Source organism: Streptomyces sp. NPDC017979, assembly GCF_044328175.1.
GTDB lineage: Bacteria > Actinomycetota > Actinomycetes > Streptomycetales > Streptomycetaceae > Streptomyces.
Window position 1 is genome coordinate 407,969 of the sequence record NZ_JBIRGU010000002.1, and the last position, 15,739, is coordinate 423,707.

Annotated in this window: 15 protein-coding genes; 6 read left to right on the forward strand and 9 right to left on the reverse strand. The window is 72.4% G+C overall.

Annotated elements, in window-relative coordinates; genetic code table 11:
- Positions 1 to 15: 15 nt before the first annotated feature.
- Complete coding sequence (locus ACH4E8_RS07795; protein WP_398445397.1) at positions 16 to 528, reverse strand: GNAT family N-acetyltransferase; 513 nt, start codon at positions 526 to 528, stop codon at positions 16 to 18.
- 246 nt (positions 529 to 774) lie between these two features.
- Here ACH4E8_RS07795 and ACH4E8_RS07800 point away from each other — a divergent pair, with 246 nt between their 5' ends.
- Both ACH4E8_RS07800 and ACH4E8_RS07805 read left to right on the forward strand, forming a co-directional pair.
- Positions 775 to 2,010 (forward strand): macrolide family glycosyltransferase, encoded by a 1,236-nt coding sequence (locus tag ACH4E8_RS07800; protein ID WP_398445399.1) that lies wholly within the window; start codon positions 775 to 777, stop codon positions 2,008 to 2,010.
- A gap of 195 nt (positions 2,011 to 2,205) precedes the next feature.
- Positions 2,206 to 3,501, forward strand: coding sequence for a serine hydrolase domain-containing protein (locus ACH4E8_RS07805; RefSeq protein WP_398445401.1), 1,296 nt, complete (start codon positions 2,206 to 2,208; stop codon positions 3,499 to 3,501).
- Positions 3,502 to 3,537: 36 nt separating this feature from the next.
- Here the strand turns inward: ACH4E8_RS07805 and ACH4E8_RS07810 are convergent, their stop codons facing one another.
- The 7 genes from ACH4E8_RS07810 to ACH4E8_RS07840 all read right to left on the reverse strand — a co-directional run bounded on the left by ACH4E8_RS07810 (position 3,538) and on the right by ACH4E8_RS07840 (position 11,120).
- Positions 3,538 to 4,803 carry a sensor histidine kinase gene (locus ACH4E8_RS07810; RefSeq protein ID WP_398445403.1) on the reverse strand — a complete coding sequence of 422 codons (1,266 nt, stop codon included), beginning with the start codon at positions 4,801 to 4,803 and terminating at the stop codon, positions 3,538 to 3,540.
- A 10-nt stretch (positions 4,804 to 4,813) separates the two neighbouring features.
- Positions 4,814 to 5,599, reverse strand: coding sequence for an ABC transporter permease (locus ACH4E8_RS07815; protein ID WP_398445404.1), 786 nt, complete (start codon positions 5,597 to 5,599; stop codon positions 4,814 to 4,816).
- A gap of 45 nt (positions 5,600 to 5,644) precedes the next feature.
- Positions 5,645 to 6,574 carry an ABC transporter ATP-binding protein gene (locus ACH4E8_RS07820; protein WP_398445406.1) on the reverse strand — a complete coding sequence of 310 codons (930 nt, stop codon included), beginning with the start codon at positions 6,572 to 6,574 and terminating at the stop codon, positions 5,645 to 5,647.
- Positions 6,575 to 7,002: 428 nt separating this feature from the next.
- Positions 7,003 to 7,530: a DinB family protein gene (locus tag ACH4E8_RS07825; protein ID WP_398445408.1), complete on the reverse strand. Its 528-nt coding sequence runs from the start codon at positions 7,528 to 7,530 to the stop codon at positions 7,003 to 7,005.
- 73 nt (positions 7,531 to 7,603) lie between these two features.
- The gene (locus ACH4E8_RS07830; protein ID WP_398445410.1) at positions 7,604 to 8,893 is read right to left on the reverse strand and encodes an alpha/beta hydrolase family protein; all 1,290 of its coding nucleotides are present in this window, start codon (positions 8,891 to 8,893) and stop codon (positions 7,604 to 7,606) included.
- Between the two features lie 185 nt (positions 8,894 to 9,078).
- Positions 9,079 to 10,461 carry an MFS transporter gene (locus ACH4E8_RS07835; protein WP_398445412.1) on the reverse strand — a complete coding sequence of 461 codons (1,383 nt, stop codon included), beginning with the start codon at positions 10,459 to 10,461 and terminating at the stop codon, positions 9,079 to 9,081.
- Positions 10,462 to 10,646: 185 nt separating this feature from the next.
- Positions 10,647 to 11,120 carry a MarR family winged helix-turn-helix transcriptional regulator gene (locus ACH4E8_RS07840; RefSeq protein WP_398445414.1) on the reverse strand — a complete coding sequence of 158 codons (474 nt, stop codon included), beginning with the start codon at positions 11,118 to 11,120 and terminating at the stop codon, positions 10,647 to 10,649.
- Between the two features lie 61 nt (positions 11,121 to 11,181).
- Between ACH4E8_RS07840 and ACH4E8_RS07845 the strand changes: the two genes are divergently transcribed.
- A complete protein-coding gene (locus ACH4E8_RS07845) occupies positions 11,182 to 11,619 on the forward strand; it encodes a cupin domain-containing protein (RefSeq protein WP_398445416.1) in 438 nt (145 codons plus the stop codon).
- A gap of 180 nt (positions 11,620 to 11,799) precedes the next feature.
- Here ACH4E8_RS07845 and ACH4E8_RS07850 read toward each other — a convergent pair whose 3' ends face one another.
- Positions 11,800 to 12,285, reverse strand: a complete 486-nt coding sequence (locus tag ACH4E8_RS07850; RefSeq protein ID WP_398445418.1) for a GNAT family N-acetyltransferase — start codon at positions 12,283 to 12,285, stop codon at positions 11,800 to 11,802.
- 208 nt (positions 12,286 to 12,493) lie between these two features.
- On the opposite strand from ACH4E8_RS07850, the gene ACH4E8_RS07855 reads away from it, so the two are divergent.
- The 3 genes from ACH4E8_RS07855 (at position 12,494) to ACH4E8_RS07865 (ending at position 15,737) form a co-directional block, all read left to right on the forward strand.
- The gene (locus ACH4E8_RS07855) at positions 12,494 to 13,414 is read left to right on the forward strand and encodes a TIGR03619 family F420-dependent LLM class oxidoreductase (RefSeq protein WP_398446089.1); all 921 of its coding nucleotides are present in this window, start codon (positions 12,494 to 12,496) and stop codon (positions 13,412 to 13,414) included.
- 31 nt (positions 13,415 to 13,445) lie between these two features.
- Positions 13,446 to 14,264, forward strand: coding sequence for an SDR family NAD(P)-dependent oxidoreductase (locus ACH4E8_RS07860; RefSeq protein WP_398445419.1), 819 nt, complete (start codon positions 13,446 to 13,448; stop codon positions 14,262 to 14,264).
- A gap of 345 nt (positions 14,265 to 14,609) precedes the next feature.
- On the forward strand, positions 14,610 to 15,737 hold the full coding sequence (locus ACH4E8_RS07865) for an LLM class flavin-dependent oxidoreductase (RefSeq protein WP_398445421.1): 1,128 nt from the start codon (positions 14,610 to 14,612) through the stop codon (positions 15,735 to 15,737).
- The last annotated feature ends 2 nt before the right edge of the window (positions 15,738 to 15,739 follow it).

Sequence of the window (15,739 nt, forward strand, 5' to 3'; positions counted from 1 at the left end):
AGCACGGCACGGCGCTCACAGCGCGAGGTGCATGACGTGGAGGCCGACGTATCCGCGCGTGGGGTGGTGGAAGCCCTCCGGGACGGTGCCGACGACGGTGAAGCCGAGGGATTCGTACAGCTTCACGGCGTGGACGTTCGTCTCGACGACCGCGTTGAACTGGACGGAACGGAAGCCCTGGGCGCGGGCCCAGTCGATGGAGTACGAGCACAGGGCGCGCCCGACGCCCCGGCCGGAGCGCGCCGGGTCGACCAGGTAGCTGGCGCTGGCGACGTGGGCGCCGTTGCCCTGCTGGTTGCGGTTCATCTTCGCGGTGCCGACGACCGTGCCGTCGTCGTCGACGGCGACCACCGTGCGGTCCGGCGCGGACAGCAGCCACAGGTCCCGGCCCTGCTCCGACGTGAGGTCGGTGGGGTAGGTGAAGGTCTCGCCCGCGGCGATGACGGTGCGGAAGAAGCGCCAGACGGCGGGCCAGTCTTCGGAGGTGGCCTGGCGGATGTGGAGGGGTGGTGCCGAGGGCGTCTGCATGGGGACAGGATGCCTGGGGCGGGCGGGAGCCTCCACTGAGTTCCGGCTCCGGACGGAATTCTGCATGGTTCCGCTTTGTCGTGGGGAACGTGGCAGGGCGTCCGGCGAATGACTTGCATTCCGTGGTTCGTGCTGCGCAAAAGTTGAAGGCTTCTCTGTGTTTCGGAGTGGGTCAGCAATTAGCTGGGAAAGTCAACCAGATGCCGTGGTGGAAATTCCCGTAACTCGTCTTGTAGGTTCTTCGGCATGTCGAAGCACCTGCTGTTCGTGGCTTTTTCCGGATTCGGAAGCGTCAATCCCACCCTCCCCTTGGTTGAGGAGTTAGTGCACCGCGGGCACCGCGTGGACTACGCCACCGGGGTCGAGTACTCCACCGCGGTGACCAGGGCCGGTGCGCGATGGGTGGAGCTGCCGTCGTACGAACTCTTCGTACCCCAGCAGAATCCCGGGCCGGACTCCGTCGTCGCGTGGATGCGCCACCAGTTCGCTGCGATGCGCGGCATCTTTCCCCTGTTGCTGGAGTATTGCCGTGCCGAACGGCCGGACGCGATCTGTTACGAAGCCCTCCACTGGCCGGGCCGGGTGGTTGCGGAACTGCTCGGGCTGCCCGCCGTACGGGGCGTTCCCCATTTCGCGTCCAACGATTCGTATGCCCTGTTCGGGTCGATGCTCGACGAGGTGGGGCCCCGCCATCCGGGGCTCATGGAACTGCACGCCGCATGCCTGGACTTCTCCGTCGAGCACGGCGTCACCGTCACGCCGGCCGGCACGCTCGACCAAGTCGACGAACTGAACCTCGTGTTCATTCCCCGGGAATTCCAACCCCAAGGGGAGAGCTTCGACGGGTCCTTCCACTTCGTCGGGCCTTCGGTGGGGAGTCGGGAGCGTACGACGTCATGGGAGCCGCCCGTGCCCGGGACCCCGCTGCTGTACCTGTCCCTGGGGACGGTCCTCACCGGGCGGCCCGAGTTCTACCGAGCCGTCGTCGATGCCTTCGCCGACGGGCCGTGGCACGTCGCCGTGACCGTGGGTGGCCTGGATCCGGACGAGATCGACCCGCTACCGCGCAACGTCGAGGTCAGGGCGCAGTTCCCACAGCCCGCGGTGCTGCGGCACGCCGCCGTCTTCGCCTCCCACGCCGGGATGAACTCCGTGATGGAGGCGTTGTATTACGGGGTGCCGCTGGTCACCCTTCCGTACACGCCCGAGCAGGTCGCCAACGCGGCGCGGGTGGAGGGGCTGGGGCTCGGGCGGCGGCTGGACCCGGGGACGGTGACGGCCGATTCGCTGCACGCCGCCGTGGCACGGGTCGCTGCGGACGGTGCGCTCCACGCGCGACTGAGCAGGATGCGTGAGGTCGTGCGGGGGTGCGGGGGCGCGCGCCGGAGCGCGGAGGTCATCGAGGAAGTGCTGGCGGTGCGCCCCGCAGGGGTTGCGCCTCAGGGAAGGGTCAGGGGTGTCCCCCAGGCCGCTCGTGGGTGATCCCTGATGTTCCGGACGTCCGTGGCCGGTTGACTTGGGGCAGAAGGGCGGCGGCGGGTCCGACCCGTCGCCGCCGTACGGCGCGGACCAGGGGGAACAGCGGTGTTAGCGACGTTGGTAGGGGTACGGGAGGCTTCGGCACGGCGATGGCGCGGGCGCGGGCGGCCGTTCGCGCGCCGGCGGCTCGTCGGTCTGGTGACGGCGGGGGCGCTGGCCGCCGTGGCGACGACGACGGCCGGCGCGGCGCCCGGCGCTGACGCTCACGGACCGCCGGGCCAGCAGGGCTTACCCAGTCCGCACGGTCCGCACGGCTCGTCGGGTCCGCACGGCTCGTCGGGTCCGCCCGGTCCGCCCGGTTCGCACGGCTCGTCGGGTCCGCCCGGTCCGCCCGGTCCGCCCGGTTCGCCCGGTTCGCACGCGCGGACGCAGGCCGCGCTGGACGCGATCGTCGCGGCCGGGACGCCCGGTGCGCTGGCTCGCGTCACCACGGGCGAGGGCCGGTGGTTCGGCGGCGCGGGGGTCGCCGACCTCGACACGGGCCGGCCGCGACTGGCAGGCGACCGCTTCCGCGTCGGCAGCCTGACGAAGACGTTCACGGCCACCGTGCTGTTGCAACTCGACGCGGAAGGGACCCTCTCGATCGACGACAGCGTCGAGCGGTGGCTGCCGGGCGTCGTCCACGGCCGGGGGCACGACGGCCGGAAGGTCACCCTGCGCCAGCTCCTGAACCACACCAGCGGCATCTTCAACTACAACCGTGACGCCGGATTCCTGGCCGAGTTCACCGGAGAGGCGTTCCTCAAGAACCGGTACAAGGGCGCCACCCCCGAGCAGTTGGTGAGGATCGGCCTGGCGCACCCGCCGGAGTTCGCCCCGGGCGCCGGCTGGTCGTACTCGGACACCAACTACATCCTGGCCGGCATGGTCATCGAGCGCGCGACGGGCCGCAGCTACGCCGCCCAGGTCGAGCGGCGCGTCATCGGGCCGTTGGAGCTCCGCTCCACCAGCGTCCCCGGCACGTCCCCCGCGATACCCGGGCCGCACTCCCGGCACTACTCGAAGCTCTACAGCGAGGACCCGGGTGCGCCGATTCACGACGTCACGGAGTTCGACCCGTCCGTGGCCGGCGCGGCGGGCCAGATCATCTCCACGGCCGGCGACCTGAACCGCTTCTACGCGGCCCTGCTCGCGGGCGACCTGCTGCCGGCCCGCCAGATGAAGGCGATGCTGACCGGGATCCCCATCAAGGACGGTGGCCACGGACGTACGGCCGCGGGCGCGGGCGCGGTCGCGGCGTACGGCCTCGGCATCCGCTCCGACGCCCTGCCCTGCGGGGTGACCGTCTGGGGCCACGGCGGTCAGGTCCCCGGCTCCCTGTCGAGGGCGGCGGCCACCCGCGACGGCGCACACGTCCTCACGCTCAACAGGAACGGGGACTGGGGAGACCAAGCCTTGGAGGACGCGGTGTTGGCGGCGGAGTTCTGCGGCTAGGAGGGCTTCTGCCGGTGCGCTGACCGCCATGTCATGTCACGGGCGGACCAGGGGCAGTCGGGCCGAGACCGCGGTGCCGTGGCCGGGTTCGGACTCGACGGTGAGGGAGCCGGCGACGCGCTCGGCGCGGGAGCGCATCCCCGCCAGCCCGAATCCGCCGGTCCCGGTGCGCTTCGGGGCCCGCAGGGGGTCGAAGCCGCGGCCGTCGTCGCGCACGTCCAGCGTGACTTCGCCGTCCATGTAGCTGAGGGTGACGCCGACGCGGGAGGCGGCAGCGTGCTTGGCGGCGTTCGTCAGCGCTTCCTGGGCGATGCGCAGCAGCGTGGCGGAGAGTTCGCCGTGCAGCTCCAGGGCCTCGCCGGCGACGGTGAACTCGGCGCGCACGTCGGCCTGCTCGGACCACTTGGCGACCGACTTCCGCAGCGCCTGGGGGAGCGTGTCGTGGGCCAGGTCCACGGGCGCCAGGTTGTGCACGGAGCGGCGGGCCTCGCCCAGGCTGTGGCGGGCCAGGGCGGCTGCGCGGTCGACGTGCTCGTGCGCCGTCGCCGGGTCGGGCGTGTTCGACACGACCTGGAGTTGGGTGATGATGCCCGCCATGCCCTGGGCGATGGTGTCGTGGATCTCCGCGGCCAACCGTCGGCGCTCCTCGACGACGCCCGCCTCCCTGGCCTGGAGCAGGAGTTGGGCCTGGAGCGCGGCGTTCTCGTCGAGCGCCTGGTGGAGGGCGGTGTTGGTGCGTTCGAGCTCGGTGATGGTGGCGGCCCTGGCGGCGGACCGCTCCTCCTCGTGCTGGACGAAGTAGCCGATCATCGTCAGCAGTGCGTTGTTGACCAGGAGCAGCCCGCCGAACAGGGCCCACTGCTGGGCGTGTTCGAAGGGCAGCCCGCCGGCCTGGGCCGCCGCCAGCGGCAGGGAGGAGGCGAAGGCGCCGACCTTCCGCCACCGACGGTCGGAGATCAGCTCGTTGTTGTCGATGTAGCCCGTCGCCGCGTAGAACGCGAAGAACGGATTCAGCCAGGTGAGCACCGCGCTGAGGGCCCAGCGCAGCGCGAAGTACCCGGCCGATGCGGTGCCGGGGGCCGGCCGGGTGCGCCGGACCCGGCCCCACCACAGTTGCAGGACGACGGCCGCGACGACCAGCGCGCCGGTGGCGACGCGCTCCCCCGCGGTCGGCGTCAGCTCCGGCCGCGCCGCCGACAGCAGGGTGCCGGTGGCGAGCAGCCAGTACGGATGCCATCTGAGGACGGCCGCCCAACGCCGGTCGAGATCGCTCTCCGTCGTCGTCACGGTCTCTGTGTGCACGCTCGCTCCTTCAATCCCACCGGAACCAACGGACGGCGGCCGCCGAGGTGACCGCGGTCCACGCGGCGAGGACGGCCAGGTGGGACCAGTCGGGCCAGCCGCCGGCGGCGGCCTGGTCCAGGGCCCGCACCGCGGCGCCGAAGGGAGTGAACTCGACGGCGGTGGCGAGGGCGTCCGGCATGGACCGTACGGGAACCCACAGCCCGGTGCAGAACAGCGCCGGGAAGTACACCGCGGTGCCGATGCCCGTCGCGTGCTTCGCCGTCTTGGCCAGCGCCGCCACCAGGGCGCCCATGGCGAGGCTGGCCGCGGCGGCGAGCAGCAGCGCCAGGGCGTACCCCCCGACCTCGCGCGGCAGCGCGACGTCGAAGACGAGCCGCCCGACGGCCAGGCACGAAATCGCGGACACCAGGGCCGCCACGCCGTTCAGCCACATCTGCGCGGACAGCAGGGTCGCCGGTCGCACCGGGGTCGTCGACATGCGCCGCAGGATGCCGAGTTCGCGATAGCCGGTCAGGATCGGCGGGAAGACCTGGAGCCCGGCCGTGATCAGCGAGATCAGCGCGACCACCGGGACGTACAGGTCGATCACCCGCAGCCCGTCGAGCTCCTCGTTGACCTCGCGGAACGTCGGTACGAGACCGAGGATCAGCAGCAGTGCGGGCGGGAAGACGACGGAGAGGACGTTGGAGAGGTCACGCCCGTAGAGCCTGACCTCCGAGCGCAGCACGGCGATGCGCGGGGAGGCGCCGCGGGTGCCGGCGGCCGGGACCGCGGTCGTCGCTGGTTCGGTCATGTCGCTGCTCCTGGAGTGGGTGGTCGGTCGGCCGGGCACTGTCGCTCACGCCTTCGTCAGGTCGATGAAGGCGTCGTCCAACGTGGCGTCGGTGACCCGGAGCTGGTGCGCCTGGATGCGGTTGCGGGCGAGGAGGGAGATCACCGCGTTGACGGTCTCGTCGGTTCCGCTGAGCGTGATCCGGCCGTCCTTGCTGTCGACGGTGGCCCGCCCGGGGAGCGCGGCCAGCACCCCGTGGTCGATCGGCTGCGACGGCGTGAACGAGATGACCGTGGCCCCCGACGCCCGGGCGATCAGCCCTTCGGGGGTGTCGAGTGCGCTGATGCGCCCTTTGTCGATCAGGGCGATCCGGTCGCACAGCCGCTGCGCCTCCTCCATGAAGTGCGTGACGAGGATGACGGTCACACCGCTGGCGCGGACGTCCTCGATCAGTGCCCAGGTGTCGCGGCGGGCGCGCGGGTCGAGCCCGGTGGTCAGCTCGTCCAGGACGACGACGCGGGGCGAGCCGATGAGGGCGAGCGCGATGAACAGCCGCTGCTTCTGCCCGCCGGACAGCTTGCCGAAGCGGGTGTTGAGCTTGGGAGTCAGCCCCAGCCGTTCGGCGAGGGGCCGCCAGTCGAGCGGGCGCGGATAGAAGGCGGCGTAGAGCTGGAGCGCCTCGCGCACGGTGATCTTGGCCTGGAGCGCGCTCTCCTGGAGCTGAGCGCCGAGCACTTCGGTGACCTCGGCGCGATCGGCGAGCGGGTCGAGCCCGGCGACCCGGATGCGGCCGGAGTCGGGGACGCGGAGCCCTTCGACGCACTCGACGGAGGTCGTCTTGCCGGCGCCGTTGAGCCCGAGGATCCCGAAGATCTCGCCCTCCTCGACGGAGAAGGAGACGCCGTCGACGACGGTTCTTCCGCCGTACGCCTTGCGGAGGTCGCTGACTTCGACGATGGGCCTGCCGGCCGGGGGCGGCCTGCGCGATGTGGTCATGCGGAGAGCTTGGCGCGCGGGCTGCGGGTGGGGCATCGGCCATCGCGCTCGACCTCGGATCAACCGATCGGCTGATCGCGCTACGACCCGGCGCGACCGGGTGGACCCGGGCGGATTGCGCGGGTGACGTCCCCGCGGTGGGCGTTGCTGGTGCGTTGGTCTCTGCGCGTCCGTGGTGGGTTGCTCGTGTAGTTCCTCCGCCCCCCAGCGCCCTCTGGGCACCGGGGAAGCACATCAGGGGCGCTGGGGTCCCCCCACGCCTCCGGGCGTAGGGGGCGGAACTGCGCGAACAACCCACCACCGGGCTGTAGAGACCAACGTTCCCGTGGAGGAACGGCGGGTATGTCAGGCGCGTTGGGGCCCACGTGCCTCCGGGCGCAGGGGGCCGAACCGTGCGAGCATCCGCATCCGCATCCGCAGGGTCGGCGCTACGGCCCCGTGACGCCGTCGATGCGTTCCCGGAGCAGGTCGGCGTGTCCGGCGTGGCGCGCGTACTCCTCGACCAGGTGCACCAGGATCCAGCGCAGCGAGATCTCCTTGCCCCCGACGAAGGCGGCCTCCTCGTCGGAGAGGTGACCGCAGTCGTCGAGGGAGGCGTCCGCGGTGATCGCCCGGCCGTGGGCGATCTCCGCCTGCCACGCGGCCATCGCCTCGTCGAGCCCCCGGTCCGGGTGCAGGCCGAAGCCGTCGTCCCCGAAGTCCGTGAAGACCGGGGGCACGTCCTGCCCCTCGAACTTCCGGCGGAACCAATTGCGCTCCACCTCCGCGAGGTGCTGGACGAGGCCGAGCAGGGACATGGACGAGGGCTCCACCGACGTCAGCCGTAGCTGCTCGTCGGTGAGCCCCTCGCACTTCAGCGCGATCGTGCCGCGGTGGTAGTCGAGCCAGGTGTCGAGCATGGTGCGCTCGTCCGCCTGCGGGGGTGCGATGGGTCGGCCGTCCGGCATGGTCGTCATCGCCCCATCGTGGCAGGGGCCACCGACAACGGCACCGGTCGAGCGCATCGCGCGCGGCCGGCCGCGACGGGCGTTACCGGACCCCGAGCCGTTGCTTGATCCACGCCGTCGACTCGGCCGCCGCCGCGTCGACCACGCTCCCGTGGTTGGCCGTCGCGTACTCCCGGTACGTCACCTTCGAGCCGGCCTTCCGCAGCGCCTTCGCGTAGTCCGCGGTGACGTGCGCCTGCACTATCTCGTCCTTGGCGCCCTGGCCGATGAAGAGCGGCTGGTCCAGCCGTGCGACGGGGGTGTCCACGTGCTTGCGCAACGCGTTCAGCAGGTCCGGCACCGTCTCCGGGCGCTGCTTCCACACCGTGTCGTCGTTCAGCCCGGACTGCACGGTCTGCGCGACGAGTTCGGGCAGGCACTTCGTACGGGCCGTCGGGACCAACTCGGCGGCCCGGTCGGTGAACAGGTGCGTGAAGTCGTAGTCGTCGTCGACGGCCCGCAGCCCCTCCGTGACCAGCGGATACAGCGCCGTACGCACCTTGCGCTCGATGGTGGGCGAGGTCGAGCGATCGGCCACCAGACGGCTCATCGAGGTCGGCGGCGCCGTGGCCACCGCGCCGCGGAAGTCCAGGCCACGGGGGTCCCCCCACGCCCCCTGGGCGTAGGAGGAGTAACGCGCGGCGTGCACCGCGGTGCTGATCGCCGCGTGGCCGCCCTGGGAATGGCCCATCGCGACCCACCTGCGCGAGACGCCGACGTCCGCCTGCCGCGCCGCGCGCACGATGTCGATCGTGCCGTACGCCGCGCTGCGCGCGTGCAGGTACGGGTGGTCGCCCGCGGTGCCCAACCCCTCGTAGTCCGTGGCCACGACCGCGACGCCGCTGTCCAACCAGCGGCGGATCTCCGGGTCGTGGGCGAACGTCGCCGCGTCCGTACGGCTCGGGGCGCACTGGTCCGCGCTGCCGACGGTGCCGTGGGCCAGCGAGATCACCGGCCAGCCGCCCTTGGGGGGCGTCCCGGCCGGGGCGAAGATCATGCCGGACACCAGCACCTTCCGGCCGTCGGCGCCGGTGGAGGTGTACTCGACGACCTGGCCGGGCCCGCCGTGGGGACGGGCTTCCGGCGGCAGCGAGGTCGCCTTGACGAGCTTGCCGCTGCCGGGCGCGGGGCGGCCCTTCGCACCGTGGGAGAGCGCGGAGACGGCGGTCGTGGACTCGGGCGCCGGCGCCGCGGACGCGCTGCCGACGCCCGCGAACGCGGTGAGGGTCAGCGCGCCGACGGTCACGGCGACGGTGGCGGTGGTCCGGTGCCCTCCACGGCACCGTCGGGCGGGGCGGGGCGATCGCGTGGTGATGTCCACGGGAGAGGTCACGGCGGTCCCTTCGCAAGCGACGGTCAACGTCCCGTCCGGGGTCCCGGCCGACCGCGACAGCAGCCGGCCGGGACGACCCCGCACGGACTACCGCACGGTAATCCGCGGCGGGGCCCGTCATGAAGCCACTCCGGGGCCATTCCCTCCTCGTCCGTGATGACGAGGAATCACCCGCGTCTCGTCCTTCAGGGGGACGAACTCCCCTTACTGCTCGTCTCGTTGGGCGCTGCGAGGAGCAGGGCGACCGCGGCCGCGGCGATGCCGACGAGCGCGTACAGGAAGGCGGTACGGAAGCCGTCGACGCCCGCCGTGCCGCCGGCGACCGCGCCGACCAGCACCGCGAGCCCGAGCGCCCCGCCGAGCTGGTCAACGGAGCGCTGCACTCCGGACGCCGCGCCCGCGTCGTCCTCGGTGACGCCGTGCAGCGCCGCGTTCTGGAGCGCGAGCAGCCCGACGCCCATGCCCGCGGCGACGCCGACCATGCCCGGCAGCACGTCGGCGGCGTACGCGCCCTGGTCGGGCAGCCGGGCCAGCCACGCCAGCCCCCCGGCCGTGCACACCAGTCCCACCAGCGCCGTGTGCTTCAGCCCGATCGCGGTGATGAGTCGGGGCGTGATCGCGATGGCCAGGAACAGGGCCGCGCAGAACGGTAGGAAGGCCAGCCCCGCCTGGAGCGGGCCGAACCCGACGACGTCCTGTAGGTACAGCGTGAGCAGGAAGAACGCGGTGGAGAGCGCGGCGCTCAGCAGCACGGTCACGGCGTTGGCGACGGCCCGGACGCGGTGCGTGAAGAAGGCGAGCGGCACGAGCGGGTGCCGGGTGCGCGCCTCGACGACGACGAAGCCGGCCAGCAGCAGCACCCCCGCCACGACGGCCGCGGGCGCCGACTCCACCACGCCGTACACCAGGCTCAGCGGGCCAGCGGTCAGCAGCGCGGCCCCGGGCAGGTCGAGGCGTTCGGTGCGCACGCGCGGGCCGTCGGACGGCAGCAGCCGCGGCGTGATCAGCAGTACGGCGATCGCGAGCGGCACGTTGATGCCGAAGATCCAGCGCCAGTGCAGCAGTTCGGTGAGCACGCCAGACAGCAGGACACCGGCGACGAGCCCGCCGGAGGAGATGGCGCCCCAGACCCCGAGGGCCTTGGCGCGTTCGGCGGGGTCGGGGTAGAGCAGCGCGATCAGCGACATCGCCGCGGGCGAGGCCAGCGCCTCACCGGCGCCCTGCGCGAACCGCGCCCCGATCAGCACCGGGAGGTCGGGCGCGAGGCCCGCGGCGAGGGAGGCGACGGCGAACAGCGCGGCGCCGCACAGGAACATCCTGCGCCGCCCGAGCAGATCGGTGACCCGCCCGCCGAGCAGCAGCAGTCCGCCGCCGACCAGGGTGTATCCGGTGACGACCCAGGACAGCGAGCCGGTCGGGGCGTCGAACTGCGCGCCGATGGACGGCAGCGCGACGTGCACGACGGTGACGTCGAGCGCGATGAGGAACTGGAGGAGGGACAGCAGCGCGAGGGCCGCGGTCCGGCGATCGGCCAGCGGGCGTGCCGCCGCCTTGGAAAGGGCGTTCATGGGAGGCGTGCTCCAGGTACTCCAGAAAGCGGAAAGGACGCTTCCGTGCCGGCACGACGAGCGGACCCCACCGGTGCGGACCGGTGCGGCCGGGGCCGTGGAACGGCACTCCTGGAGTTACTTGGTGACTGCGATGCCCATGCGGGCATCGTAACCCGCGGCAGGGAGGTGCCCGGGCCGGAGCCTCACCAGACGGGACGCAGCGGCGGTAGCGCGTCCCCGGCCAACGCGCGTACGAGGGCGACGAGTTCGGCCCGCGGAACCCGGTGGCCGGCCTCTTGGAGCTGCCGCTCCAACCGCGCCTCCAGGTCGTGCATGATTCTGCCGGCCACGGCGAGGTGCTGCCGTGCCTTCCCGGTGAGGACGACGAGCTTGCGCCGCCCGCCGGCGGGGTGCGGCCGCCGCTCCACGTACCCCCGCTCCGCCAGGTCGTCGACGATCTGCCCGGCGGCCTGCTTGCTGACCCCGAGCTGCTCGGCGAGTTCGCTGCTCGTCGCGCCGGAGTCGCGGAGCGCCTGGAACACCAGGCCGTGCACGGGGCGCAGGTCGTCGTAGCCGGCGGCTTCCACGCGGCTGACGAACTCGGAGAGGAGCAGTTGGAAGGCCATTCCGAGCAGGAAGGTCAGCTCGGTGCGTTCGAGGGGGTCACGGGTCTCCACGAAGCCATCTTGACACGGGTGTGTAAAGCTCCTTTACTCATGGCGAGTAAAGGAGCTTTACATGGAGGGGAGAGTGCGGGTCGACATGGACGTGAACGGTGTGGGCGGCGTCGACGCGAACGTGCGCGTGGTCAGTGAGAGCGAGCAGGGGACGACCAGGACCCCGGCGGGCTCGATGTACGGGCTGGCGGCGCCCAGCCGGGGCAGCGCCGAGATCAGCACCTGGCGGGTGGAGATCGCCGCGGGCGAGGGCACGCCGGTGCACGTCATCGACCGCGAGCAGGTGTGGACGGTGCTGTCCGGCGGGTTCGACGTCGAGGTGGCGGGCGAGACGGGCCGGGTCGAGCCCGGGCAGGCCCTGATCCTGCCGGCCGGCGCGGTCCGGCAGGTGAAGGCCGCGGGGGGCCGCCCGGCGGAGGCGCTGGTCGCGATGCCCGTGGGGGGCAGGGCGGTGCGGCCGGGCAGCGAGGGCAAGATCCCGCTGCCGTGGGCGGAGTGAGTCCGTCGGGCTGACGGTCCCCCCGCCCGATCGGCCGGCCCGCCCCGTGGGCCCGCCCGTCTGAAGAGCCCCGCGAGGCGGGGACGGCCGCACCCCGCTGTCGCCCTACGACCGCGGAATCGGAGCACCCCCGCACGCGGGGACGGCGTGTGCACCGCAGCCGCACCCGCCCCCCAGGGGCTACAGGACGCGCTCGAAGCAGAGCGAGTCCGGGGACTGGGCGTACGGGCCGAAGTTCGGGATGCGGGCGTAGCCGGCGCGGGTGTAGAAGCGTACGGCGGCGTGCTGCCGGTCCCCGGTCTCCAGTCGCAGCGCCCGCCACCCGCTCCGCCGCGCCCAGTCCTCCAGGCCGCGGAGGACCGCCTCGGCGACGCCCGTACCGCGCGCCTCGGGCGTCACGTACATCCGTTTGACCTCGCCCGTCGCCCCCGCCAGCCGCCGCAGCCCGCCGCAGCCGAGCGGCGTTCCGTCGGCGCCGTGGGCGAGCAGGAACACGGCGATGTCCCCCGCGCTCGGTGCGGGCCCGGCCTCGCTGTCGTGCGTGCCGTACAGCTCGGCTATCTCCGCCCGCTGCCCGGCCCGCAGTGCGACGGCGTCCGCGTCGTCCCAGGCGACTTCCCCGACGACGATGCCGCCGCCGACCTCACTGAACGTGCTGATCTCCATCCGACGGATTCTGACCCCGTCGTGTTTCGCGGATGTGTCCCCGCCCCGTGCGCGCCCCGCCGCGACCCCGTCCCGTCCCGCCCCCACCCTTGCCCGGTCGCGTCCCGGGCGGTCCAATATGACGAGGCGTCAGATTCATGCGTCGTGGGCCGGGGGCCGATTCGAGGAGGCGTACGCGGTGTACGTGCAGGTGTTGCCCGAAGGGCGGATGGCCTACGGGATGCAGCTTCCCGTCCAGGCCCAGAGCGCGCTGTTCGCCGAGGCGTGGGAGGCGAAGGCGGGCGTGGACGACCTCGTGGAGGTGGCGAAGGTCGCCGATCGGACCGGGTTCGCCTACGTCGCCGTGTGCGACCACGTCGCGATACCGCGGCGGCTCGCGGACGCGATGTCGACCGTCTGGTACGACCCCGTCGCCACGCTCTCCTACCTCGCCGCGGCCACCCGGCGCGTACGGCTGCTGAGCCACGTCGCCGTCGTCGGACTGCGGCACCCGCTGGTGAGTGCCAAGCAGTACGCCACGCTCGACCACCTCTCCGGCGGGCGGCTGGTCCTCGGGGTGGGCGCCGGGCACGTGCGGGAGGAGTTCGAGGCCGTCGGGGTCGATTTCGACGGGCGCGGCGGCCTGTTGGACGAGGCGGTCGACGCGCTCAGGGCGGCGCTCGGGCCCGAGGAGTACCCCGAGCACGCGGGGGAGCGGTTCGCGTTCTCCGGTCTCGGGCAGCGGCCCCGGCCCGCGCAGGTCCGGGTGCCGCTGTGGGTCGGCGGGTCGTCGCCGGCCGCGGTGCGGCGCGCCGCGCTGCGCGGGGACGGCTGGCTGCCGCAGGGCGATCCGCGCGACCGGCTCCCCGCGCAGATCGCCCGGCTGCGGCGGCTGCGCGAGGAGGCCGGGATCGCCGCGCCGATCGAGGTCGGGGCGATCGTCGAGCCGTTGTACGTGGGGGAGCCGGCGTGGGACGTGGGGCGGCGCACCCTGGCCGGGGAGCCGGCCGCGCTCGCCGATTCGCTGCGCGCGTACCCGCGGATGGGGGTGAACCAGATCCAGGTGCGCTTCCGCGCCCGCAGCCGCACCGAACTCACCGACCAGATGGCCGCCTTCGCCCGCGACGTGGCACCGCACGTGACGGACTGAGGAACGCGACGACCCGGAGGGAACCCCCGACATGAGCACTGAGCCCCAGCCCGCGCCCGGCAAGCTCCACGGGCGCGTCGTCCTCATCACCGGAGCCGCCCGCGGGCAGGGCGAACAGGAGGCCCGCCTCTTCGCGGCCGAGGGCGCCCGCGTCGTCCTCGCCGACGTCCTCGACGAGCAGGGGCGGGCCGTCGCCGCCGACATCGGCCCGGAGCGCGCCCTCTACCTGCACCTCGACGTGACCGACGAGGACGGTTGGCGCGCCGCGCTCGCCGCCGCGAAGGAGCGGTTCGGGCACGTCGACGGGCTGGTCAACAACGCCGGCGTGCTGCGCTTCAACGAACTCGTCGCCACCCCCCTCGCCGAGTTCCAACTCGTCACGCAGGTCAACCAGGTCGGCGCCTTCCTCGGCATCCGCACCGTCGCGCCCGAGATCGCCGCGGCCGGCGGCGGCACGATCGTCAACACCGCTTCGTACGCGGGGATGACGGGGATCGAGTACGTGGGCGCGTACTCCGCCTCCAAGCACGCCGTCGTCGGGCTCACCCGCGTCGCCGCGCTGGAGCTGGCGTCGAAGGGGATCCGGGTGAACGCGATCTGCCCCGGCGCCGTGGACACCCCGATGACCCACCCGGACGCCTTCGACCCGGACGCCGACCCCGAGACCGTGGCGAAGATGCGGCAGCGGGCGGGGGAGTACTACCGGAAGCTGGTGCCGCTGGGGCGAGTGGGGCGCCCGGAGGAGATCGCCAAGCTCGCGCTCTTCCTGAGCTGCGACGACTCCTCGTACATCACCGGTCAGCCGATCGTCATCGACGGCGGCTGGCTCGCCGGCGTGAGCCTCGGCTAGGGCGTGTTTCGGAAGTGGCGCCGTCTGCCCGAAGGGCGGGGCCGACGGCGTCTGGTGCCGTGCATCGCAAGGCGGAGGATCGTCCTCGTACTGGACGCACTTGGACGACTCCGACAACGCGGGGTGGGGGTCCCTCCCGCGCGTAGCCGCGGGGGAGTGCGGTGCCAGGCGTCGTCGGCCGGGCGGGACTTTCGAAACACGCCCCAGCGCCCCGGACGTCGACGATCCGGCGGGGCGTCGGCTCTTGACGCTCCCCGGACGCCGGTGGAACAGTCAAGAACTGACGGTGCGTCAGAAAGTGTCAGTCATGCGGGAGACCACAGCGCAGAGGACGGTGAACACCCCGTGGAATTCGGGATCTTCGTACAGGGATACGTCGGCAAGCGCGCCGAGAGCGACCCACTCGCCGAGCACAAGGCGCTCATGGAGGAGACCGAGTACGTCATCCAGGCCGACCGGTCGGGCTTCAAGTACGCCTGGGCCTCCGAGCACCACTTCCTGGAGGAGTACTCGCACCTCTCCGCCAACGACGTCTTCCTCGGCTACCTCGCCCACGCCACCGACCGCATCCACCTCGGCTCCGGCATCTTCAACCCCCTCGCGCCGGTCAACCACCCCGTGAAGGTCGCCGAGAAGGTCGCCATGCTCGACCACCTCTCCGAGGGCCGGTTCGAGTTCGGCTCCGGGCGCGGCGCCGGCAGCCACGAGATCCTCGGCTTCCTGCCGGGGATCACCGACATGAACCACACCAAGGAGATCTGGGAGGAGACCATCGCCGAGTTCCCCAAGATGTGGCTCCAGGAGGAGTACGAGGGGTTCCGGGGCCGGCACTGGTCGCTGCCGCCGCGCAAGGTGCTGCCCAAGCCGTACGGCCCGGCGCACCCGGCCATGTGGTACGCGGCCGGCTCCCCCTCCTCGTACGCCATGGCCGGCGCGAAGGGCCTCGGCGTCCTCGGGTTCAGCGTGCAGAAGGTCTCCGACATGGAGTGGGTGCTCGACTCGTACAAGACCGCCGTCGGAAAGGCGCGGGCGATCGGCGCGTTCGTCAACGACAACGTCATGGTCACCTCCACCGCGGTCTGCGCCGAGACCCACGACGAGGCCGTGCGGATAGCCGCGAGCGGCGGGCTGAACTACCTCCAGTCGCTACTCTTCCGCTACCACGACACCTTCCCTCGGCCCGACGGCGTGCCCGAGTGGCCCGAGCTGATCCCCGAGTACACCGCGGAGGTCGTCCAACTCCTCATCCAGGAGGAGCTGATGATCTGCGGCGACCCCGACGAGGTGTTGCAGCAGTGCAAGCGGTGGGAGCAGGCGGGCGCCGACCAGCTCTCCTTCGGGCTGCCGATCGGCGTCCCGTACGAGGCCACCATGAACACGATCAAGCTGATCGGCGAGCACGTCATCCCGCAGATCGACACCGACCCCGTGCACCGCACGACCCGCTTCCGCAACGCGGCCACCACTGCCTGACG